16 protein-coding genes and 2 pseudogenes are annotated in these 21,456 nt (G+C 44.1%); 14 read left to right on the top strand and 4 right to left on the bottom strand.

The features are described from left to right. Window positions 1-61: 61 nt before the first annotated feature. From DXA15_RS03625 to DXA15_RS03585, 9 genes are all read left to right on the top strand, one after another. Window positions 62-1,570, top strand: coding sequence for a sulfatase (locus tag DXA15_RS03625; protein ID WP_128133162.1), 1,509 nt, complete (start codon window positions 62-64; stop codon window positions 1,568-1,570). A gap of 118 nt (window positions 1,571-1,688) precedes the next feature. Next, window positions 1,689-2,042 (top strand): 30S ribosomal protein S6, encoded by a 354-nt coding sequence (gene rpsF, locus DXA15_RS03620; protein ID WP_007654157.1) that lies wholly within the window; start codon window positions 1,689-1,691, stop codon window positions 2,040-2,042. A gap of 2 nt (window positions 2,043-2,044) precedes the next feature. Continuing rightward, a complete protein-coding gene (rpsR, locus tag DXA15_RS03615) occupies window positions 2,045-2,314 on the top strand; it encodes a 30S ribosomal protein S18 (protein ID WP_007654155.1) in 270 nt (89 codons plus the stop codon). A gap of 21 nt (window positions 2,315-2,335) precedes the next feature. Further along, window positions 2,336-2,779, top strand: coding sequence for a 50S ribosomal protein L9 (rplI, locus tag DXA15_RS03610; RefSeq protein WP_007654153.1), 444 nt, complete (start codon window positions 2,336-2,338; stop codon window positions 2,777-2,779). 247 nt (window positions 2,780-3,026) lie between these two features. Beyond that, complete coding sequence (locus DXA15_RS03605; protein ID WP_233566776.1) at window positions 3,027-4,223, top strand: N-acetylmuramoyl-L-alanine amidase; 1,197 nt, start codon at window positions 3,027-3,029, stop codon at window positions 4,221-4,223. Between the two features lie 24 nt (window positions 4,224-4,247). Next, window positions 4,248-5,132, top strand: a complete 885-nt coding sequence (locus tag DXA15_RS03600) for an MlaD family protein (RefSeq protein ID WP_128133160.1) — start codon at window positions 4,248-4,250, stop codon at window positions 5,130-5,132. A gap of 366 nt (window positions 5,133-5,498) precedes the next feature. After that, a complete protein-coding gene (gene dnaA / locus DXA15_RS03595; RefSeq protein ID WP_128133159.1) occupies window positions 5,499-6,896 on the top strand; it encodes a chromosomal replication initiator protein DnaA in 1,398 nt (465 codons plus the stop codon). Between the two features lie 254 nt (window positions 6,897-7,150). Further along, entirely contained in the window at window positions 7,151-9,694 is a 2,544-nt protein-coding gene (locus tag DXA15_RS03590; RefSeq protein WP_128133158.1) for an adenosylcobalamin-dependent ribonucleoside-diphosphate reductase, read from the top strand. 87 nt (window positions 9,695-9,781) lie between these two features. Next, window positions 9,782-12,475 carry a 4-alpha-glucanotransferase gene (locus DXA15_RS03585; RefSeq protein WP_128133157.1) on the top strand — a complete coding sequence of 898 codons (2,694 nt, stop codon included), beginning with the start codon at window positions 9,782-9,784 and terminating at the stop codon, window positions 12,473-12,475. 35 nt (window positions 12,476-12,510) lie between these two features. Here DXA15_RS03585 and DXA15_RS03580 read toward each other — a convergent pair whose 3' ends face one another. Then, the gene (locus DXA15_RS03580; RefSeq protein WP_007654145.1) at window positions 12,511-12,891 is read right to left on the bottom strand and encodes a polymer-forming cytoskeletal protein; all 381 of its coding nucleotides are present in this window, start codon (window positions 12,889-12,891) and stop codon (window positions 12,511-12,513) included. 88 nt (window positions 12,892-12,979) lie between these two features. Between DXA15_RS03580 and folB the strand changes: the two genes are divergently transcribed. The 5 genes from folB to DXA15_RS03555 all read left to right on the top strand — a co-directional run bounded on the left by folB (window position 12,980) and on the right by DXA15_RS03555 (window position 17,713). Next, a complete protein-coding gene (folB, locus tag DXA15_RS03575; RefSeq protein WP_128133156.1) occupies window positions 12,980-13,342 on the top strand; it encodes a dihydroneopterin aldolase in 363 nt (120 codons plus the stop codon). A gap of 56 nt (window positions 13,343-13,398) precedes the next feature. After that, window positions 13,399-14,835, top strand: a complete 1,437-nt coding sequence (locus DXA15_RS03570; RefSeq protein WP_128133155.1) for a monomeric [FeFe] hydrogenase — start codon at window positions 13,399-13,401, stop codon at window positions 14,833-14,835. 6 nt (window positions 14,836-14,841) lie between these two features. Beyond that, window positions 14,842-16,083, top strand: a complete 1,242-nt coding sequence (locus DXA15_RS03565) for a PNGase F N-terminal domain-containing protein (RefSeq protein ID WP_128133154.1) — start codon at window positions 14,842-14,844, stop codon at window positions 16,081-16,083. 296 nt (window positions 16,084-16,379) lie between these two features. Then, window positions 16,380-17,024: a MarC family protein gene (locus DXA15_RS03560; RefSeq protein ID WP_128133153.1), complete on the top strand. Its 645-nt coding sequence runs from the start codon at window positions 16,380-16,382 to the stop codon at window positions 17,022-17,024. After that, a complete protein-coding gene (locus tag DXA15_RS03555) occupies window positions 17,024-17,713 on the top strand; it encodes an HAD family hydrolase (RefSeq protein ID WP_128133152.1) in 690 nt (229 codons plus the stop codon). The genes DXA15_RS03560 and DXA15_RS03555 overlap by 1 nt, the downstream gene beginning before the upstream one ends. A 222-nt stretch (window positions 17,714-17,935) precedes the next feature. Here DXA15_RS03555 and DXA15_RS03550 read toward each other — a convergent pair. From DXA15_RS03550 to mtaB, 3 genes and pseudogenes are all read right to left on the bottom strand, one after another. After that, window positions 17,936-18,987 (bottom strand): annotated as a pseudogene (locus tag DXA15_RS03550) (glycosyltransferase family 2 protein). Between the two features lie 57 nt (window positions 18,988-19,044). Beyond that, window positions 19,045-19,926, bottom strand: coding sequence for a lysophospholipid acyltransferase family protein (locus DXA15_RS03545; RefSeq protein ID WP_122328946.1), 882 nt, complete (start codon window positions 19,924-19,926; stop codon window positions 19,045-19,047). Between the two features lies 1 nt (window position 19,927). Further along, window positions 19,928-21,255 (bottom strand): annotated as a pseudogene (gene mtaB / locus DXA15_RS03540) (tRNA (N(6)-L-threonylcarbamoyladenosine(37)-C(2))-methylthiotransferase MtaB). Window positions 21,256-21,456 lie beyond the last annotated feature (201 nt).

Raw genomic sequence — 21,456 nt, 5'->3', positions numbered from 1 at the left:
ATCTGCGGTCTTTTGTCCAAAGCCTTATCTCCTAAAGATAATTTTGTAAAATTGAAATATCATGAAAAAAACTCTTTGTGTATCAACTCTTTTATGTTTAGCCGGACAGCCGCTTGTGGCACAGGAACGTCCGAATGTTATTGTTTTTCTGGTTGATGATATGGGCCTTATGGATACTTCGCTTCCGTTTCTAACGGATGAGGCAGGTAATCCGGTCCGTTATCCGCTGAACGACTGGTATCAGACTCCGAATATGGAGCGTATGGCCCGCCAGGGAATTCGTTTTTCTACTTTCTATGCGCAAAGTGTCAGTTCTCCTTCCCGCGCATCTATCATGACCGGCCAGAACTCGACCCGGCACAGAACGACCAACTGGATCAATTCTGAAACAAATAACAAAACACCTTTCGGTCCGACAGACTGGAACTGGAAAGGTATCTCGAAGAATGATGTAACATTGCCCCGTGTGCTGCACGAAGCCGGATATAAAACGATTCATGTCGGCAAGGCTCATTTCGGTTGCCAGAACAGCGACGGGGAACTGCCTCAGAATATAGGTTTTGATGTGAATATAGCCGGTTCTTCCATCGGGCATCCGGGTAGTTATTACGGGGAAAACGGATATGGAAATATAAAAGGGCAGAAGGCTCGTGCTGTTCCGGGATTAGAAAAGTATCATGGTACGGATACATTCCTGAGTGAAGCTCTGACATTGGAAGCCAATGAGCAGATCACTGAGGCCGTGGGGGAGAAGAAACCTTTCTTTTTATATATGTCCCATTATGCAGTTCATTCTCCTTTTGAAGCAGATAAACGTTTTGCCGACCATTACCGTTATACGGGAAGGCCGAAAGTCGCGGCTGATTTTGCTACGTTGATCGAAGGAATGGATAAATCGTTGGGTGATATTATGGATCACTTGGAAGAATTAGGGATTGCCGAGAATACATTAATTATATTTCTGGGTGACAATGGTTCCGATGCCCCTCTGGGAGATGATAAAGGTTACACTTCTTCTGCTCCTCTGCGTGGAAAGAAAGGTTCTGAATTTGAAGGTGGTGTCCGCGTTCCGTTTATTGCTTGCTGGGGTAAGCCGGATATGAATAATCCGGTTCAAAAACAATTACCGATTGAAGTAGGTGGTGTCCAGTTACAGATGGGTACAGTGATGGATATCTATCCGACACTTGTTTCTTTGAGCGGAGCAAAAAATCCGAAGGGACATATTGTCGATGGTGTCGATCTGCGGGAGCAATTGGAAGGAAAGAGAAATAATAGCCGTCCGGAAACTGTCCTGATGCATTTTCCGCATGAGCATCGGGGAAGTTACTTTACTACTTATATAGAAGGAGATTGGAAACTGATTTATTATTATAACCCGGAAAATCCATCCGAACCTCGTTGTCGTCTGTATAATCTAAAGAAAGATCCGGGCGAATCACTGGATGTGTCGGAAAGAAATCCTAAATTATTGGTTAAGATGGTAAAAGCAATGACGGCACAACTCGATGCCGAAGGTGCGCTTTATCCGGAAGATGCGAAGGGAAATGTGCTGAGGCCGGTTTATTAAAAGAGGAAGTAGCAGACGTATGGAGTAAAAAATAACACGTAATGTATTGTATACTCAGAAAAACTTCTTACCTTTGCCCCGCAAATTTTAAGTATTAACAAATATAAAACAGCGTTTTATGAACAATTATGAAACCGTTTTCATTTTAACTCCCGTTTTGTCTGACGCACAGATGAAGGAAGCGGTAGAAAAATTCACGAACCTCCTGAAAGAACAGGGTGCTGAAATCGTGAACGAAGAAAATTGGGGATTGCGCAAATTAGCTTATCCTATCGACAAGAAAACAACAGGCTTCTATCAGCTGGTTGAATTCAAGGCAAATCCGGAAACTATCGCTACTCTGGAAGTTCACTTCCGTCGTGACGAACGTGTGATCCGCTTCCTGACTTTCCGCCAGGACAAATATGCAGCAGAATATGCCGCTAAGAGAAGAAATCTGAAATCATCTAAAGAAACAGTAAAGGAGAATTAATCATGGCAGCAACTCAATCAGAAATCAGATATTTAACTCCGCCTTCAGTAGACGTTAAGAAAAAGAAATATTGCCGTTTCAAAAAGAACGGTATCAAGTATATCGATTACAAAGATCCTGAATTCCTGAAGAAATTCCTGAACGAACAGGGTAAAATTCTTCCGCGTCGTATTACAGGTACTTCTTTGAAGTTCCAGCGTCGTATCGCTCAGGCTGTAAAAAGAGCTCGTCACCTGGCGTTGCTTCCTTACGTAACCGATTTAATGAAATAATAAAAAGAGAGGAGACAGAATATGCAAGTTATTTTGAAAGAAGATGTAATCAATTTAGGTTACAAAGACGATATCGTAACAGTAAAAGACGGTTACGGACGTAACTTTCTAATCCCCACGGGTAAGGCAGTAATCGCTTCTGAGTCTGCTAAGAAAGTATTAGCTGAAAACCTGAGACAGCGTGCTCACAAATTGGCTAAGATCAAAGAAGATGCTCAGGCATTGGCTGCAAAGTTGGAAGGCGTTGCATTGACTATCGGTGCAAAGACCAGTTCAACAGGTACAATCTTCGGTTCTGTTACAAATATCCAGGTTGCTGAAGCTTTGGCAAAAGCTGGTTTCGAAGTAGAACGTAAGATTATCTACATTAAGGATGCTGTTAAGGAAGTAGGTAACTACAAAGCAATCCTTAAACTTCACAAGGAAGTTTCTGTTGAAATTCCTTTCGAAGTGGTTTCTGAATAATTCAGTAAACGATATAAAGTTGAAAAGGGCGGTCCTTCGGGATTTGCCCTTTTGTGGTTTTATATGGTTGGGTGGACTCCTTTTATATTGTATAAAGACTCATCTGGTTTTGTTTTGTTGTCCTATGGGCCGGATACCGGAATGAACGACGTTAAACAGGCTATGACTAATTATTTATAGAAAAAGACTTCTCTTTATCAGTAAAAAAATGCTACATTTGCCCCGAATTTGCATAAAATCGTTTACTGTGGCTAGAATATCTTTTCTATATATTAATCTGTTGATGGCCTTGTTTTTGACTCTTCCTGTACTTCAGGCGAGAGAGAAGACTTTTACTGTCGTGATTGATGCCGGTCATGGAGGAAAGGACCCTGGGGCTCGCGGTACCGTTATCGATGAAAAAGCCATTAATCTTTCTGTGGCTTTAAAACTCGGAGACAGGATAGCGGCCAGCCATAACGATGTAAAAGTTGTTTATACCCGTAAGACAGACCGCTTTATAGAACTGGATGAACGTGCGAATATAGCCAACCGTAATAAGGCGGATCTTTTTATATCCATCCATACAAATTCAGTCAAAAAAGGTAGCACAGCTCGTGGAACGGAAACTTATACGTTAGGTTTGGCTCGTACCGACGAAAACCTGGCTGTGGCTATGCGTGAAAACTCCGCCATTTTGCTGGAAGATGACTATCAGCAGAAGTATGAAGGTTTTGATCCGAATTCATCCGAATCCTATATTATTTTTGAGTTTATGCAGAATAAGCATATGGAGCAGAGTATTAGTTTTGCTTCAGAGATACAAAAATGCTTTGTCTCGGCAAAACGGGCAGATAGAGGGGTAAGGCAAGCCGGTTTTCTGGTTTTGAGAAAGACAAGTATGCCGAGCGTTCTGGTCGAACTGGGTTATATTTCAAATCGGGATGAGGAGCGTTTTATGAAATCTTCGGATGGGCAAAACCGACTGGCGAGTGCTTTGTATGACGCATTCAACAGGTATAAGAAAGAATATGACAGAAAGCAGGGAGGAGTATCCGGATCTACGCCGAGTATAGCAAGCTCGGAGGTGTCTTATGTTGAATATGAAGCAACGGAAGAGACTGTGCCTGCCGGTAGTGAAGAGGATATTCTGAATAAAAAGAAAAATACTTCGGTTTCTTCACAAAAGAAACAAACTGCTGCGACTCGGACAAAATCGAATGCAACAGGGAAAATTGTCTATAAAGTGCAAATTCTTACTTCGGATAAAAAACTTTCTCCGGGGGCAAAAGTGTTTAAAGGATATAAGAATGTAGACTTCTTTGTGGAGAAAGGAATCTATAAATACACCTATGGCGAAACGACCGATTTCGATTCGATCAGGAAGTTGCGCCGACAGGCTGCCAAAGACTTTAAAGATGCTTTTATCGTAGCATTTAAAGATGGCAAAAAGGTAAAGTATTAAAAGAGAAACATATAATTTAAAAGGATGAAAAGTATATTGACCAAAGAGGCAAAGATTGGACTTGTAAGTATTATTAGTTTGGCGTTGCTGTATTTCGGGATTAATTATCTGAAAGGTATAAATTTATTTAAACCGGTAAATCATTATTTCGTTACATTTCATAATGTGAAGGATGTGACGGTATCCAGTCCTGTTTATATCGATGGTTTTAAAGTGGGATTGGTAAGAAGTATTGTTTATGATTATGAGAATACAGATAAAATAACGGTAGAGATCAGTCTGGATGATGAAATGAAACTTACGACGGGAAGTTACATTACGATTATAAAGACGCTTCTGAGTGGTGGCGAACTTCATATTCATCTGAATAAATATGTAAAGGATTATTTAAAGCCTGGGGCTACGATTGAAGGAAAGATGGAAGAGGATATGATGCAGTCCGTGCAGGAGAAGATTCTGCCGGGAGTGGAAGACCTTTTGCCCAAGCTGGATTCTATACTGGGCGGTTTGCAGGTGCTGATCAATCATCCGGCTATTACGCAGTCTCTCGATCATATAGCGAAGACTACAGGTAACCTGGAGGCTTCTACCCGCCAGTTGAATACTATGCTGAGTAAAGACGTGCCGGGTATTATGTCTGATTTGAAAGTGATAACTGGTAATTTTAATGAGGTGAGTACCAGTTTAAAAGATTTGGATCTGGCGACTACCGTCAATTCCATTAATGCGACTTTGGCAAATCTGCAACTGACAACAGACAAGTTGAACCAGAAGGATAATACATTAGGATTGTTGCTGAATGACAGAAGTTTATATAATAATCTGGATAGTACGATGATAAATGCATCAAGGTTGTTACTGGATCTGAAGCAGAATCCGAAAAGATATGTTCATTTTTCTGTTTTTTAACCGAAAAGAATATTAAATCATCTAATCTTATTTAGAATTTTTCCAATTAAGGAAAAAACTGTCTAAACGTAATTTTAGAGATGCATAAGGCCTTTAGATAGAGGAAAATAACGTAGTCTACGGGCCTTTTTGCATGAGAAACAGTGGGATAGCGTAATAATTAAAAGTGCCCCAAAATAAAGGGCTCTTGAATGAGTAAGTATTTAAGTGGTTGTAAATCAGAGTTGTTTTCTATAACTTGTTGACACTAAATGCTATATTAAACATTCAAAAGAACCAAATAATTCGGCACTTTTTTTTTCCGAATTAATTTCTAAACTTTGTAGTCGGAAAAATAAAAAAGTATAGTTGGGAGAGTAATAAATCATGCAGACTGAATATCAGACATTGTGGAATAAATGCCTCGCTGTCATTAAAGACATCGTGCCGGAGGCCGCTTTTAACACATGGTTCATGCCGATCATACCTTTATCCTATGAGGATAATAAGTTCACGATCCAGGTGCCGAGCCAGTTCTTTTATGAGTACCTTGAGGAGAAATACGTAAATGTATTGAAAGTTACACTATATCGTGTAATAGGTCAGGGTACGATTCTTAACTACCGTGTTATGGTAGATAAGACGACTGGTGGCACCGTAGATTATCCGGCAGAGAATGGTTCGGTAGCAGTAAAGAAGATAACTCCCAAAGATGCGAATAAGGCTCCCAATCCATTTGTACAGACTGCACCTCAGGATTTGGATCCTCAATTAAATCCCAAGTATAACTTTGATAACTATTTTGAAGGGACCAGCAATAAGTTAGTTCGTACGGCAGGTGAGGCTGTTGCACAGAATCCTGGGAAGACGACGTTTAATCCTTTATTTATTTTCGGACCGTCAGGGGTTGGTAAAACACACTTGTGTCATGCCATAGGAACCCGTATCCGTGAACTTCATCCGGAAAAGAAGGTGTTATATGTTTCCTCTCACCTGTTCCGTGTTCAGTTTACTGATGCAATCCGTAAGAATACAACGAATGACTTTTTGAATTTTTACCAAAATATCGATGTCCTGCTATTGGATGATATCCAGGAATTGATCGGTATGGATAAGACTCAGAATACATTCTTCCATATATTCAATCATCTTCATCAGCTGGGAAAACAGTTGATCCTTACTTCGGATAAGGCGCCTGTCGATTTGCAGGGGATGGAGGAGCGATTGATAACCCGTCTGAAATGGGGGCTTACAGCTGAGTTGAGCCGTCCGGATCTTGATTTGAGAAAGAAGATCCTGAAGAATAAGATCAACCATGACGGTATCGTTATTCCGGATGAGGTATTCAACTTCATAGCGAATAATGTTACTGAAAATGTACGTGATTTGGAAGGTATCCTTGTTTCATTGATGGCGAATGCTGTTATTAATAATAAGGAAATAGATCTGCCTCTGACAAAACGTGTGGTAAGTCAGGCTGTCCGTCTGGAGAAAAAACAGCTCTCTGTTCAGATGATTCAGGAAATCGTATGTAATTATTTCAATCTGGATCAGGCAGTCATTCAGACACGCTCCAGAAAACGTGAGATTGTGCAGGCTCGTCAGATTACGATGTACCTTGCCAAAAAGTATACCGATTGTTCTTTTTCCCATATAGGGAAGATTGTAGGAAAGAAAGATCATGCCACAGTATTGCATGCCTGCAAAACAATCAAGGACCAGATGGAAACAAGCAAGTCTTTCCGTTCGTCTGTTGAAGAGATCGAGGTTAAATTAAGAAGCTGATAAATCATTTTATATAGGTGGAAAGGATGTCGTTTTATATGGCATCCTTTTTCTGTTTTGGGAAACATGGAAATATTAGTGGTTTTCTTTTTGGAAAATATTTTTGGGTTTGTGAAAAGTTAATGTGTTGATTTTCATATATAGTATAAAATGAATTGGAAAACCTGATATTCTTTTCGATTTTAGTTGTTGAATAATTTGGTCAATAAATAAAGTATTCTTAAACTTGCACTATTATTAATACAGTAATTATCGTGAACCATAAAACTTACACATTCGATGAAGCGTTTAAGGCTTCACTGGACTACTTTACGGGCGACGAGCTTGCCGCTAAAGTATGGGTAAACAAGTATGCTTTGAAGGATGCATTCGGGAATATTTATGAGGAATCTCCCGTGGATATGCACCACCGCCTGGCAAGTGAAATTGCCCGTGTAGAGAAAAAGTATCCTAATCCTTTATCAGAACAGGAACTTTTTGACCTATTTGATCATTTCCGTTACATCGTTCCGCAAGGAAGTCCGATGACGGGGATTGGCAATGATTTCCAGATTGCCTCACTCTCTAATTGTTTTGTTATAGGATTGGACGGAGAAGCCGATTCATATGGTGCAATTATCCGGATTGATGAAGAGCAGGTTCAGTTAATGAAGCGCCGCGGAGGTGTGGGACATGATTTGTCGCATATCCGTCCGAAAGGCTCTCCTGTTAAAAATTCAGCTCTTACATCTACTGGTTTGGTGCCGTTTATGGAGCGTTATTCTAATTCGACACGCGAAGTAGCACAAGACGGTCGTCGTGGGGCGCTGATGTTAAGTGTATCAATTAAGCATCCGGATTCGGAGTCCTTTATTGATGCAAAAATGACTGAAGGAAAAGTTACCGGGGCAAATGTTTCGGTGAAGATTGATGATGATTTTATGAATTCCGTTGTTAGCGGAACTGCATATAAACAACAATATCCGACTGACTCGAATGAACCGACTACAGTAAAAGAAATCGATGCGGCTGCTTTGTGGAAGAAGATCATCCATAATGCATGGAAGTCGGCTGAACCCGGTGTTTTGTTCTGGGATACTATTTTGCGTGAATCTGTTCCTGATTCATATGCCGATCTGGGATTCCGTACGGTTTCTACCAATCCGTGTGGTGAAATACCTCTCTGTCCCTACGATAGTTGCCGTTTGCTGGCTATCAATCTTTATTCATATGTCGTAAATCCGTTTACAAAAGATGCTTACTTTGATTTTGATCTGTTCAAAAAACATGTAGCATTGGCACAACGTATCATGGATGATATTATCGATCTGGAATCTGAAAAGATCGAGAAGATTCTTGAAAAGATTGATTCTGACCCGGAATCAATGGAAGTGAAGGAAACGGAACGCCATTTGTGGGAAAAGATACAAAAGAAGACATTGCAAGGCCGTCGTACCGGTGTGGGTATCACTGCTGAAGGCGATATGATTGCGGCTCTGGGACTGCGTTACGGAACGGACGAGGCAACAGAGTGTGCAGAAGAAATCCAGAAGACATTGGCCTTGGAGGCTTATCGTTCTTCCGTAATGATGGCTAAAGAGCGTGGCGCTTTCGAAATCTATGATTCGAAACGTGAGGATAAGAATCCGTTTATCAACCGTTTGCGTGAAGCTGATCCGGGATTGTATGAGGATATGCTGAAGTATGGTCGTCGTAACATAGCTTGTCTGACTATTGCTCCGACAGGAACAACCAGTTTGATGACACAGACAACTTCCGGTATCGAGCCGGTATTCCTTCCGGTGTACAGACGTCGTCGTAAGGTAAACCCGAACGATGCGGAAACGCGTGTCGATTTTGTGGATGAAACCGGAGATGCATTCGAAGAATATGTCGTATTCCATCATAAGTTTGTAACCTGGATGCAGGCTAACGGTTATTCCGTTATCAAGAAATATACTCAGGAAGAAATTGATGAGTTGGTTGCTAAATCACCTTATTATAAAGCTACTTCAAATGATGTAGACTGGTTGCAGAAAGTCCGGATGCAGGGACGTATCCAGAAATGGGTGGACCATTCTATCAGTGTAACTATCAACTTGCCGGCTGACGTATCGGAAGAATTGGTAGATTCTTTGTATGTTGAAGCATGGAAGTGCGGATGTAAAGGCTGTACGGTTTACCGTGATGGTTCCCGTTCAGGTGTACTGCTCTCGACAGAAAAGAAAAAAGAGAAGAAAGACGATTGTAATTGCATGCAACCACCGGTGATTGTTTCTACCCGTCCGCGTGAACTGGAAGCTGATGTAGTGAAGTTCCAGAACAATCGCGAAAAGTGGATCGCTTTTGTCGGTTTGCTGAACGGTCGTCCGTATGAGATCTTTACCGGTCTTGCCGATGATGACGAAGGTATCATGTTGCCGAAGAATGTATCCAAAGGAACGATCATCAAGAGTTATGATGAAGACGGCAAGAAACATTATGATTTCCAGTTCAAGAACAAGCGTGGTTACAAGATGACTATCGAAGGTCTGGACGGAAAGTTTGATCCCGAGTTCTGGAACTATGCGAAACTGATCTCCGGCGTATTGCGTTACGGTATGCCTATCGACCAGGTTATCAAGTTGGTTCAGGGAATGGAGCTGAACAATGAATCGATCAATACCTGGAAGAACGGGGTTGAACGCGCATTGAAGAAGTATCTGCCGAATGGTACGGAAGTAAAAGGACAGGTGTGTCCGAACTGTGGCCTGGAAACCCTTATCTATCAGGAAGGGTGCCTGATCTGTACGAACTGCGGAGCTTCAAAGTGTGGATAAGCGTAACATAACAAATATTTTTATAGGAATGCGGGGAAAATCCCCGCATTTTTTATACCTTCGTCTCCGGAACTAAATTTGATACACATGAAAGTCACCTTTAATATAAACTTCCATACCGTTTGGGGACAGAAGTTATGTATAGTAGGGTCTCTTCCGGAGCTTGGCTCATGGGAGCCTGCTTTGGCTAAAGAGATGAACTACAAAGGGGATGGAAACTGGCAGCTTGAGCTGGAGTTGGAACTTACATCGCCGCAACAGACTATAGAATACCGCTACTTTTTAAGTATAAACGATAAGCAGATATTTGAAGAGTGGGAGAAAAATCATCAGGTCACATTTGAAGGACATGCCAATCATTATACTTTATATGACTACTGGCAGATACGTCCGGCTAATCTGGCATTCTACTCATCGGCTTTTACTAAAAGTCTGTTTGCACATCCCTGTAATACATACGAAAGAGTTGTTAAGAGCGGAAAGAAACTGACAATAAAAATATCGGCTCCCCGGGTGGAGAAATGGCAGAGTGTTGCCATCACCGGAAACCAGGAATGCTTGGGAAACTGGCATCCGGATAAAGCGTTGATACTTAGTTGTGATACCTTTCCCGACTGGCATATCGACCTGGATGCCAATGATATCATTTATCCGTTGGAATATAAGTTCCTGGTATATGATAATGACAAACACCAACCATTATATTGGGAGGAAGACGAAAACAGGAAGCTGGACTTGCCTCCGCAGGATTTCGGAGAAACAGTGATGGTCTCCGGTCTGTCTTTTCGTGATAACTTACCGTTGTGGCGGTGTGCGGGAACAGTTATCCCTGTATTCTCTTTGCGTTCGGAACAAGGATTCGGTGTCGGTGATTTGGGAGACCTCCGTATGTTGGTTGACTGGGCAAAGAAAACCCGCCAGCGCATTATCCAGGTGTTGCCGATGAATGACACGACTATGAGCCATACCCGGAGTGATTCTTATCCTTACAGTGCCATTTCTGTTTATGCGCTCCATCCGATGTATATCAGCCTGCCTTTGATGGGCGAACTGAAGGATGCAGACAGGGTTGCCTTCTACAAGGCAAAACAAGAAGAGCTGAATGCAAAAGATTTTGTCGATTATGAAGCGGCGGTAGGATATAAGCTGGCTTATTGCCGTGAGTTCTTTAGTCAGGAAGGACAAGCCATTCTGTCGAGTCCGGAATATCGTGAGTTTTTTGAGCAAAGCCAATCCTGGCTGATGCCTTATGCCGCTTACAGTTATCTGCGTGAGAAGTACCAGACTTCCGACTTTACGAAGTGGGATAAGAATGCAATCTATAATAAGTCTCAGATACGCGAACTTTGCTCGGAAGACAGTGGTGTCTATCCGGAGATATCTTTTTATTATTTCCTGCAATACATATTACATACTCAATTCAAGTCGGTATCCGACTATGCTCGTAAGAATGGCATTGTCCTGAAGGGAGACCTTCCTATCGGAGTGAACCGTACCAGTATCGATGCCTGGACAGAACCACAGTATTTCAAAATGAACGGCCAGGCAGGAGCTCCGCCCGACGACTTTTCTGTCAATGGGCAGAACTGGGGATTCCCGACTTATAACTGGGATATTATGGAGAAAGACCATTTCTCCTGGTGGAAGAAACGTTTCCATAAGTTGAGCGACTATTTCGACTGTTTCCGTATCGACCATATCTTAGGCTTTTTCCGTATCTGGGAAGTTCCGTTGGATTATATACAAGGCCTTTGCGGACATTTTAATCCGGCTTTGCCATTTACCCGGGAGGAGATTGAACAGTATGGATTAACTTTCAATGAAGCACGTTTTACTACACCGCATATTAACCGAAAGTTCCTGCCCGAGTTGTTCGGCGATTTGGCAGAGGAGGTAGAAGGAACTTACCTGGCACAGTCTTCATCCAATCATTTCGTCCTGAAATCATTCTGTGATACGCAACGGAAGATAGAAGCCATATTCGGTGGGAAAACAGACGAAGTCTCTTTACGCATAAAAGACGGATTGTTTGCCATAGCCAATGAGGTGTTGTTTTTGCGTGACCCACAGGAAAAGGAAAAATATCATCCGCGTATTTCAGCCAGCCATTCCTATATATATAGTGAATTGAATACATCCGACAAGTATGCCTTCGACCAGCTGTATTGGGATTTCTTCTATCATCGTCATAACGACTTCTGGAAGGCACAGGCATTCAAACGGCTGACTCCTTTAGTGGGTAGTACCAATATGCTGGTGTGCGGGGAAGACCTTGGGATGATTCCCGAATCGGTGCCTGATGTAATGAACAAGTTACAGATTCTGAGCCTGGAGATTGAACGGATGCCAAAGACTCCTCAGCGGGAGTTTTCCGATTTGTTCAGTCTGCCGTATAATTCCGTTTGTACTACATCGACCCATGATATGTCACCGCTCCGCAACTGGTGGAAGGAAGACCGCGAAAAGATACAGCGCTATTATAATAATGTATTGCATTATGAAGGGCAGGCTCCCGGGGAATGTTCGTCGGAAATTGCCGTCCGGATTATAACAAACCATCTGGCAACAAACTCTATGCTGACTATTATTCCTTTACAGGACTGGTTTGCTATCGACGATACAGTGAAGAGGAAAGATATCGAAGCCGAACGAATCAATGTCCCGGCCAACTCAAACCATTACTGGTGCTACCGGATGCATATACCGTTGGAAAGTCTGTTGATGAAAGAGGAGTTTAATGATAAGGTTGCGCAACTGATTGTTGCCTCAGGAAGAAAATAAGTAACAGTATATAAAAGTAAAAAGCCCGGTAAATATTACTGGGCTTTTGTTTTCTTCGTCATATCGGATGACATGTTGCAAACCCCGTTGAAACGGGCATTCGGCTCTATTTCCAGCGACTGGGCAAACACGTCTCCTTTAATATTTGCGGTAGCTTTCAGTACCAGTTTTTCGGTGACACGTACGGAACCTTCCACTTCGCCCAGGACTTCGGCATTGGTAGAGATAATGTTGCCTACTACACGTCCTTTGGGACCGACTACGATTTTTCCACTGCAATTGATGTCGCCATCTACCTGTCCGTCTAATCTGAAATCGGTTTCTGTAATAATATTACCTTTTACGTTTGTTCCGGCGGCGAGGGTGTTATGTAGGCCACCGGCAGAGTTTTCATCTTTTTGTTTTATTCCCATCATAAATAGTTTGTTTGCTTAATCGCAAATATAGACTATTTTTTTGCAGAAAGGTTTACTTTATCTACTTTTACAGATAAAATAACGAAAAATGACAGTACAAATAGAACTGGAAACCATGAAATTTTACGCCTGTCATGGGGTCTCCCCGCAGGAGACACGTGTCGGTAATACGTTTGTGGTAAACCTTGTATTAACGGCTCCCCTTGAAAAGGCGGTAGCCAGCGATGATCTGGAAGATACGATAAATTATGCCGTTGTCTACGAAGTCGTAAAGCGTGAAATGGCTATCCCTTCTAAATTACTGGAACATGCGGCGGGACGTATCCTGACCGCCTTGAAGGATACTTTTCCGCAACTTCTGGCTATCGAACTGAAACTCTCCAAGTTGAACCCGCCTTTTGGGGGCGATGTTTACAGCGCCTCTGTAATTCTAAGGGAGAGCTACGGTTAGTATTTGGATAACTTTCTCTATCTTTGCATTATTAAAGCACAAATAAACAAAACACCATGGCATTTACCAACAACGTAATGATTGTCCGTCACGGATTGATGGCGAAGTTAGTTAAACTTTGGAAGGAAAATCGTCTGCTCGACGAGATTGACCGTTTGCCCATAGAGTTGAGTCCCCGTAAATCGAAAGTAATAGGCCGTTGCTGCGTACATAAAGAACGTGCCGTATGGAAATACAAGACACTTCCTCTTCTGGGATTTGATATGCAGGACGAAGTGGATGAACTGACACCGCTCTCCGAGTACGCTAAACGGGCGTTGCTCCGTCCGGAAAACAAGAAAGAGAACCTGATGTGCGTTGTGGATGAAGCATGTTCCTCCTGTGTACAAGTAAACTATGAAATAACGAACCTCTGCCGTGGTTGTGTGGCGCGTAGCTGTTATATGAACTGTCCGAAAGACGCCATCCAGTTCAAGAAGAACGGACAGGCGCGGATTGACCATGACACTTGTATCAGTTGCGGCAAATGCCACCAGAACTGTCCTTACCATGCAATTGTTTATATACCGATTCCTTGTGAAGAAGTTTGCCCGGTCAAGGCTATCAGCAAAGATGAATACGGCGTGGAGCATATCGACGAATCGAAATGTATCTACTGCGGTAAATGTATCAATGCCTGTCCTTTCGGTGCTATCTTCGAAATCTCACAAGTATTTGATATCCTGCAACGTTTGCGCAATAAGGAGAAGATGATTGCCATCGTGGCACCTTCCATCCTGGCACAATTCAGTGCACCGGTGGAAAGTGTGTACGGAGCGATTAAGGCAATGGGATTTGAGGAGATTGTGGAAGTTGCCCAGGGAGCGATGGAAACGACCCGCCGGGAAGCGGAAGAACTGAAGGAAAAGCTGGAAGAGGGACAACCGTTCATGACGACCAGCTGTTGCCCGTCGTATGTCCAGCTGGCAGAGAAACATATTCCGGACCTGAAGAAATATATCTCTTCAACCGGTTCCCCGATGTATTATACGGCCCGTCTCGTGAAAGAAAAACATCCGGACGCCAAAGTCGTTTTCATCGGCCCGTGCGTTGCTAAACGTAAAGAAGTAAAGATGGACCCGGCAGTCGACTTTACGCTGACTTTCGAGGAAATCGGTTCGGTGCTGGAAGGCCTGGGTATAAAGGTGGAAGAAGCGAAACCGTTCTCTGTCCTTTATAATTCCGTGCGTGAAGCACATGGCTTTGCCCAGAGCGGCGGTGTGATAAATGCCGTGAAAGTCTATCTGAAAGAAGAACAGGTAAATGCCGTACAGGTAGCCAACCTGACAAAGAAGAACGTTGCCCTGCTTCGTGCTTATGCCAAGACGGGAAAGGCTCCGGCACAGTTTATCGAAGTGATGGCCTGCGAAGGCGGGTGTGTAACCGGTCCTTGTATCCACGCCGATAAAGTAACCGGACAGAAACAGCTGATTAAGGAACTTACTAAATTCTGAACAACAATGACAAAGAAAATCTTATTATCATTCTCATTGGCCGGTGCGATGCTGTTGACTGCATGCGGCCACAGGGAATTACCGGCGATGGGAGATTATTCCGTGCAGGTATTCCACGACACTCCGGTGAAGTTCGCACCGGACCAGTATGCCGGTTACAGTGAACCGGGAGCAGACAGTATCTACCATCTGGTAAACGGACGTATCATCCTGAAGAAGGTTACATTGCCCGACTATAAACGCAATGTCTCCGTGAACCTGAAAGTAACAATCGCCTCCAACGGTGACCGTTGGGATAAGTCCGGTTCCTGCTTCATCCTCCCCAAAGAGTCGGCTATCAATCTGCTGAACATAGCAAAAGGAGAGAAGCAATTTCCCGCAGTAGACAGTACGAAATTGGAAAACTTGATTGGTATTGTTTCCGGTGAGGATTATGAACCGACTGTCGAACTGATGCGTTTTATGACCCCGTTTGGTGTCGGTCATTACAGCAGTGCAGACGATAGCCTGAGTAGCAAACGCAAGCCTGTTTATATCGACCAGTGGGCCGACAGTGTGAGCTGGGAGCAGAATATCACCGACCTGTATCCTTTGCTGGAAGGCGGGGCTTATGTGGGTGTCTTTATCGATACCTGGACTCCCGAAGGATATATTGCCAGTGTTACCATTGATGTGGACGAATCGGATATAACTTGTGACGCATTGCCTAAAAGACATGTGGAACCGTTGATGAATACGGTTTACTATATCGGTCAGTCTTATCCTGATATTTTTGCCCGTAAAGATGTGTCGACCGGCTTTACCGTTCCGGAAGGAGCAAAGAACGTGCGTCTGAAATATATCGTTACCGGACATGGCGGTCATAGTGGAGGTGACGAGTTTGTACAGAAGCGCAATATCATTTCTGTGGATGGCAAGGAAGTGCTGAACTTTATCCCGTGGCGTAATGACTGTGCTTCTTTCCGCCGTTTCAATCCGGCAACGGGCGTATGGCTGGAGAAACGTTTGGCCTCTTATATCGGAGAGAAAGGATATGCAGAGAAAGAAGTGGAAGAACCTGTCGCTTCTTCCGACTTTTCCCGTTCCAACTGGTGTCCGGGTTCCGATGTGATGCCTGAGGAAGTCGAATTGACCGATATCCAACCGGGCGAACATACATTTACCGTAAGCATCCCCGAAGCTCAGGAGATAGATGGCAATAAACTGAACCATTGGCTGGTGTCTGCTTATCTGGTTTGGGATGAATAGTGGAAAGATTTGAGCTATCCAATAAGACTTGGCTATTACAGGTTTATTTGCCGTCTGCTTTAGCTGACGGACTAGTAAAGGAACTCTCTTTTTGGACTTTAGTCCCATTTCTTACAGGTTTCTATCTAAGAGAAATGTGGCTGAAGCCAAAAAAGAGAAACAGCTTGTAAACCGTCAGCTAAAGCAGACGGCAAATGAACCTGTAACAGATAAGCCACATTGATAAGAGGGCTCATATTTGTCAATCACAGAACCAACTGTCAACTTCAGAAACGTTTCATTAAATCATTATTATTATGGATACACTATTACCTTTTGCCCTTTTGTGCTTCACTTCTTTCTTTACCCTGACAAACCCGTTGGGCACTATGCCGGTTTTCCTGACGATGACTAACGGGATGAGTGACGATGAGCGTAAAACCATTGTGCGCCGTGCCACCATCGTATCCTTTATCACGTTGATGGTTTTCACTTTCTCGGGGCAGTTCCTGTTCAAGTTCTTCGGTATCTCTACAAACGGTTTCCGTATTGCCGGCGGTATTATTATCTTTACCATCGGATTCGACATGCTTCAGGCACGTTATTCCAAGGCAAAACTGAAGGATGAAGAGGTAAAGACGTATGTAAACGATATCTCCGTCACCCCGCTCGCCATTCCGATGCTTTGTGGTCCCGGTGCGATTGCCAACGGTATCATGCTGATGGAAGATGCGGATACGTTGATAAAGAAAATCCTGCTGGTGAGTGTGATAGCATCTGTCTATTTTATCACTTTCCTGATACTCCGTGCTTCCACCCGGCTGAACAAATATATGGGTGAGACGGGTAATAACGTGATGATGCGTCTGATGGGACTTATCCTGATGGTTATTGCCGTGGAATGTTTTGTAAGCGGTTTCAAACCAATAATGATTGATATATTGCAACAAGCTAATTTATAATGGAAGGAATACAGGTGATTGGCTTCGATGCCGATGATACGCTTTGGGTAAACGAAACTTATTTTCTGGAGACAGAGCAGAAGCTCCGCCTTTTGCTTGCTCCCTATGTAGATGGCGAAACTGTCTCGGCTGAACTGTTCCGCACGGAAAGTCGCAACATGCCTCTTTACGGTTACGGGGTAAAGGCTTATATCTTGTCTGTCCTGGAAACGGCTATCCGTATCACCGGCGGTAAAGTCCCGGCAAGCGTACTGGAGCAAATCCTGGCCCTGGGAAAGGAACAACTCACCAAGCCGGTAGAACTGCTGGATGGAGTGGAGGAGACACTGAATGCGTTGGTTGGCCGTTACCGTCTGATTGTTGTGACCAAAGGCGACCTGCTCGACCAGGAGCAGAAACTGCGCCGCTCGGGTATCGAGCATCTTTTCCATCACGTCGAGATAATGAGCGACAAGACCGACCGTGAATACCGTCTGCTGTTGAAGCATTTGGATATTCGTCCCGAAGAATTTCTGATGATTGGTAACTCTGTTCGTTCCGATATCCTCCCGCCTTTGGAACTTGGCAGTTATGCCGTTCATATCCCTTACCACACCACCTGGGAACATGAAAAGGTGGATGAGCCTGTCGTAAACCCGCGGTTCTTTACTGTCGATTCGTTGTGGGATATTATCTCTCTGCTTCCTTAAACCGGTTCATTACAGGTTTTATCCTTTGGGGTCCTGACAATTAATCCTTTTTGTTATGACTTTTAAATATGTAATATATACGTTGCAAATATGTAAGGCTAGACTTTTGGAAATGTAAAGCATGTCTTACATATATGTATACTTAATCTTTCTTTTCTAAAAGTCCTGACAAAAAAGGTTAGATATCATATCCTTTCCACTTAGATATTATGAAGAAAGTACTTAAAGGTCGGAGTATTTCTTTTTCCCTTTCAAATAGAAAGCGAGGATTAGGCTGCTGCGCATCAGCTCCGGGATAATCGGAAGGGTTGTCTTTGCCAGGTTCTCCCTGCGTTTCTCTTCATATTTCGGTTTCATATCGAAAAAGGCTTTGCGGGCCTCATATACAGCCTTGGCATTTTGAATATGGCCGCATAACAGAAATTTCGTAGCAGCTATATAATCCAACCAGAAGCGGGCACGCATTACAGGCTTCAGGTCTTTTTCGGGAAGGTTCTTGTAAAGCATCAGCAGGTTATTGCGGAAGTTGAGGAAAGTCTTGCGGGGACTCTCCACCTGCAAAGTCGCCCCTCCGACATGATAAACGACCGATTGGGGCGTACATACCAGCCGATACCCCCGTGAACGTAACCGCCAGCACATATCTATCTCCTCCTGATGGGCAAAGAAACCGGCATCGAGGCCGCCTACTTCCTTATAGACGGCGGTACGGATAAACAGGCAGGCCCCTGTTGCCCAGAGGATATCGGCAGGCGTGTCATATTGGGCTTCGTCTTTTTCTACGACATGCAGCATGCGTCCCCGGCAATAAGGATACCCGTAAATATCCATATAACCGCCGGCCGCTCCGGCATATTCGAAATATTCCTTGTTGCGCTGTGCCCGTATCTTGGGTTGGGCGGCGGCGATGGTGGCATCGGCTTCAAGGGCAGCCAACGGTGCGTCGAGCCAGCCGGGCGTTACTTCGACATCACTGTTCAGCAGGACGGTATATTCGTTGTCGAGTTGTTTGAGTGCCTGGTTATATCCTTCGGCGAAGCGTAATTCTTATCCAGCCGGATAATGCGGACGAAAGGGAACTTTTCCTGCAACAGGGCTATCGAGTTGTCGGTAGAACCATTATCGGCCACGACTACTTCCGTCCTTTCTATCGGACTGTATGCTATTACCGACGGGAGAAATTCTTCCATCAGCTTCGCACCGTTCCAGTTAAGGATGACGATGGCTACTTTTTTAGTTGACAGATGGGGGGAGGAAGTAGTATTATTTGTCATGATATATTTATTATAGTGACTGGTTGTAACTGTTTCCCCTCTTGAGAGGGGAGGGGATTACTCCCGTTTATATTTCCAACGTTTATGTGTCCAGAGCCAATAGGCCGGATTGCGGAGAATCATCTTTTCCGTCATGCGGGCGTATGATTCGGTAATCTCGTTCTCGGTAGTCTGTTTGGCATGGGCGGTCATCAGCTTCATTTCGACTGTATAGTAGCCGCGTTTCACTTTCTGTACATCCAGGAAGATGACCGGCAAATCCAGTTTACGGGCGATACGTTCCGCACCGTTCAGCATAGCGGTATCCTGATTCAGGAAGGTAGTCCAGTAATGCAGGTTTGCCTTGCTGGGTGTCTGGTCGGCTATGAAGATAACGATGTTGTTGTTGCCTTCTTTCTTCAACGTCATCATGTCGCGTACCGTGTCGTTCTTCTTCATTCCATAAGAACCGAAGCGGGTGCGCAGATAAATGAACAGGCGGTCGACAGCTTTGTTATTTAACGGTCGGTAGATTTGCCACAGGCACGAATCGGTATATACCAGGCTGGAGGCGCTGAACCATTCCCAGTTGCCGTAATGGCCCATCAGCATCATCACTGTTTTTTGTCCTTCTGCCTGCAAACGGGTTGCCACTTCGGGATTCTTGATATGGGCACGGCGCAATACTTCTTCGGGAGAGATATGCGCCAGTTTGATTGTCTCGACGATATAGTCGGCAAAATGATGGTAAAAGGCCCTTTCCAACCGGCGTAATTCTATTTCCGATTTCTCGGGGAAAGAGGCTTCCAGGTTGCGGCGCACTACTTTTATCCTGTAACGAATCACCCAATAGATTAGTACATACAGGATATCGGACAGTACATACAGTACCGACATCGGTAAAAATGCATGCAGCTTGGCCCATGCAAAGATTAATCCGTATTGAATTTTATTCCACATATCAACCGATAGTTACTAATTCACAATTTAATGCAGTACGGTCTTCGTTCCATCCGGTCAGCGTCACCCGTCGGGTTTCGTTTACCAGCGAACTGTTGTAAGGTATCTCGACTTTAATATAATTCTCTGTGAAACCGTGCATCCGGCCGTCTTTGCGTGTATGTTCGAATAAAACTTCCGCCTGACTGCCGATATGGGCGTCGTAGAAAGCATGAAGTTTCCTGTCGGAAATATCCAGCAGTTGCTGGCTGCGGGCATGTTTTACTTTCGGGTCGACCGAATGGGCAATCTTCAACGCCTGTGTTCCCGGACGTTCCGAATAGCTGAATACATGCAGCTGGCTGATGTCCAGGCTGTTGATGAAGTTGCGGGCATCTTCGAAGAACTCGTCCGTTTCGCCGCGTGTCCCGACAATCACGTCCACCCCGATAAAGGCGTGGGGCATGATTTCTTTAATCTTCTCGATCTTATGACGGAAAAGGGCCGTGTCGTAACGGCGGCGCATCAGTTTCAGCACCTCGTCGCTTCCGCTCTGTAAAGGGATATGGAAGTGAGGGGCGAACCGTTTGCTGGAGGCTACGAAGTCGATGGCCTCGTCCGTAATGAGGTTCGGCTCGATGGAAGAAATACGGTAACGCACGATACCTTCCACTTCGTCGAGTGCACGAATCAGGTCGATGAAAGTCTCGCCTGTCGACTTGCCGAAGTCGCCGATATTGACTCCGGTCAGCACGATTTCTTTTCCACCTTTGGCAGCTACCTCCCGTGCCTGCTCCACCATACTGGCGATTGTGCCGTTGCGGCTTCGTCCGCGGGCAAAAGGAATGGTACAATAGGAGCAGAAGTAATCGCATCCGTCCTGTACTTTCAGGAAATGACGCGTACGGTCGTCTGCCGAACAGGAAGGGGAGAAGGTCCGTATATCTTTAGTTTGTGAGGCAACGACTGCGCCGCCTTCTTCTTTCTTTTTCAGGTCATCCAGATACATTAATATATCCAGTTTTTGCTCTGCGCCCAAAACCAGGTCGACCCCCTCGATATGGGCCACCTCTTCCGGTTTGAGCTGCGCGTAACAGCCGGTCACAACAATAAAGGCTCCCGGATGCTGTTTGCTGATGCGACGGATGGACTGGCGACATTTCTTATCGGCCAGTTCCGTTACCGAGCAGGTGTTTACGACACAGATGTCTGCTTTTTCACCCGCACGGGCTTTACGTACGCCCTGCTCTGCCAATACCTTCCCGATGGTGGAGGTCTCTGCGAAGTTGAGCTTACAGCCCAGGTATAATAAGCAGCTATTTTATTTTCAAATACGGTTTTGTCTATCATTGCGATTGAATTATCGCGCAAATGTAATTAAAATTATTGACATGTAGATTGTTGGTGTTTTGTGTGGTTTCAGTAATCTCGTTATTTCTCCTTTCCCTTTACAGTTAGAAGGAGAACATTGTGTTTGTGAAGATTAAAGGTATGGATGACTTACTGTTTTATTGCCCTTTCTTTGTGAATAAGAAACAGGAAGAAATAGAT

The sequence above is a fragment of the Parabacteroides sp. AM58-2XD genome, from assembly GCF_003463685.1.
In the GTDB taxonomy this organism is placed as follows: Bacteria; Bacteroidota; Bacteroidia; order Bacteroidales; family Tannerellaceae; genus Parabacteroides; species Parabacteroides segnis.
Note: the sequence above shows the minus strand (reverse complement) of the source record. Positions and strands in the feature narration are given on the sequence as shown.

Bases quoted from the DNA above. Each gene is read 5' to 3' on its own strand.
- DXA15_RS03565 (WP_128133154.1), top strand. From the start codon at position 14,842: ATGACAAAGAAAATCTTATTATCATTCTCATTGGCCGGTGCGATGCTG.
- DXA15_RS03545 (WP_122328946.1), bottom strand. From the start codon at position 19,926: ATGTGGAATAAAATTCAATACGGATTAATCTTTGCATGGGCCAAGCTG.
- DXA15_RS03580 (WP_007654145.1), bottom strand. From the start codon at position 12,891: ATGATGGGAATAAAACAAAAAGATGAAAACTCTGCCGGTGGCCTACAT.
- DXA15_RS03555 (WP_128133152.1), top strand. From the start codon at position 17,024: ATGGAAGGAATACAGGTGATTGGCTTCGATGCCGATGATACGCTTTGG.
- DXA15_RS03600 (WP_128133160.1), top strand. From the start codon at position 4,248: ATGAAAAGTATATTGACCAAAGAGGCAAAGATTGGACTTGTAAGTATT.
- DXA15_RS03560 (WP_128133153.1), top strand. From the start codon at position 16,380: ATGGATACACTATTACCTTTTGCCCTTTTGTGCTTCACTTCTTTCTTT.
- dnaA (WP_128133159.1), top strand. From the start codon at position 5,499: ATGCAGACTGAATATCAGACATTGTGGAATAAATGCCTCGCTGTCATT.
- rplI (WP_007654153.1), top strand. From the start codon at position 2,336: ATGCAAGTTATTTTGAAAGAAGATGTAATCAATTTAGGTTACAAAGAC.
- rpsR (WP_007654155.1), top strand. From the start codon at position 2,045: ATGGCAGCAACTCAATCAGAAATCAGATATTTAACTCCGCCTTCAGTA.
- folB (WP_128133156.1), top strand. From the start codon at position 12,980: ATGACAGTACAAATAGAACTGGAAACCATGAAATTTTACGCCTGTCAT.
- DXA15_RS03570 (WP_128133155.1), top strand. From the start codon at position 13,399: ATGGCATTTACCAACAACGTAATGATTGTCCGTCACGGATTGATGGCG.
- rpsF (WP_007654157.1), top strand. From the start codon at position 1,689: ATGAACAATTATGAAACCGTTTTCATTTTAACTCCCGTTTTGTCTGAC.
- DXA15_RS03585 (WP_128133157.1), top strand. From the start codon at position 9,782: ATGAAAGTCACCTTTAATATAAACTTCCATACCGTTTGGGGACAGAAG.
- DXA15_RS03625 (WP_128133162.1), top strand. From the start codon at position 62: ATGAAAAAAACTCTTTGTGTATCAACTCTTTTATGTTTAGCCGGACAG.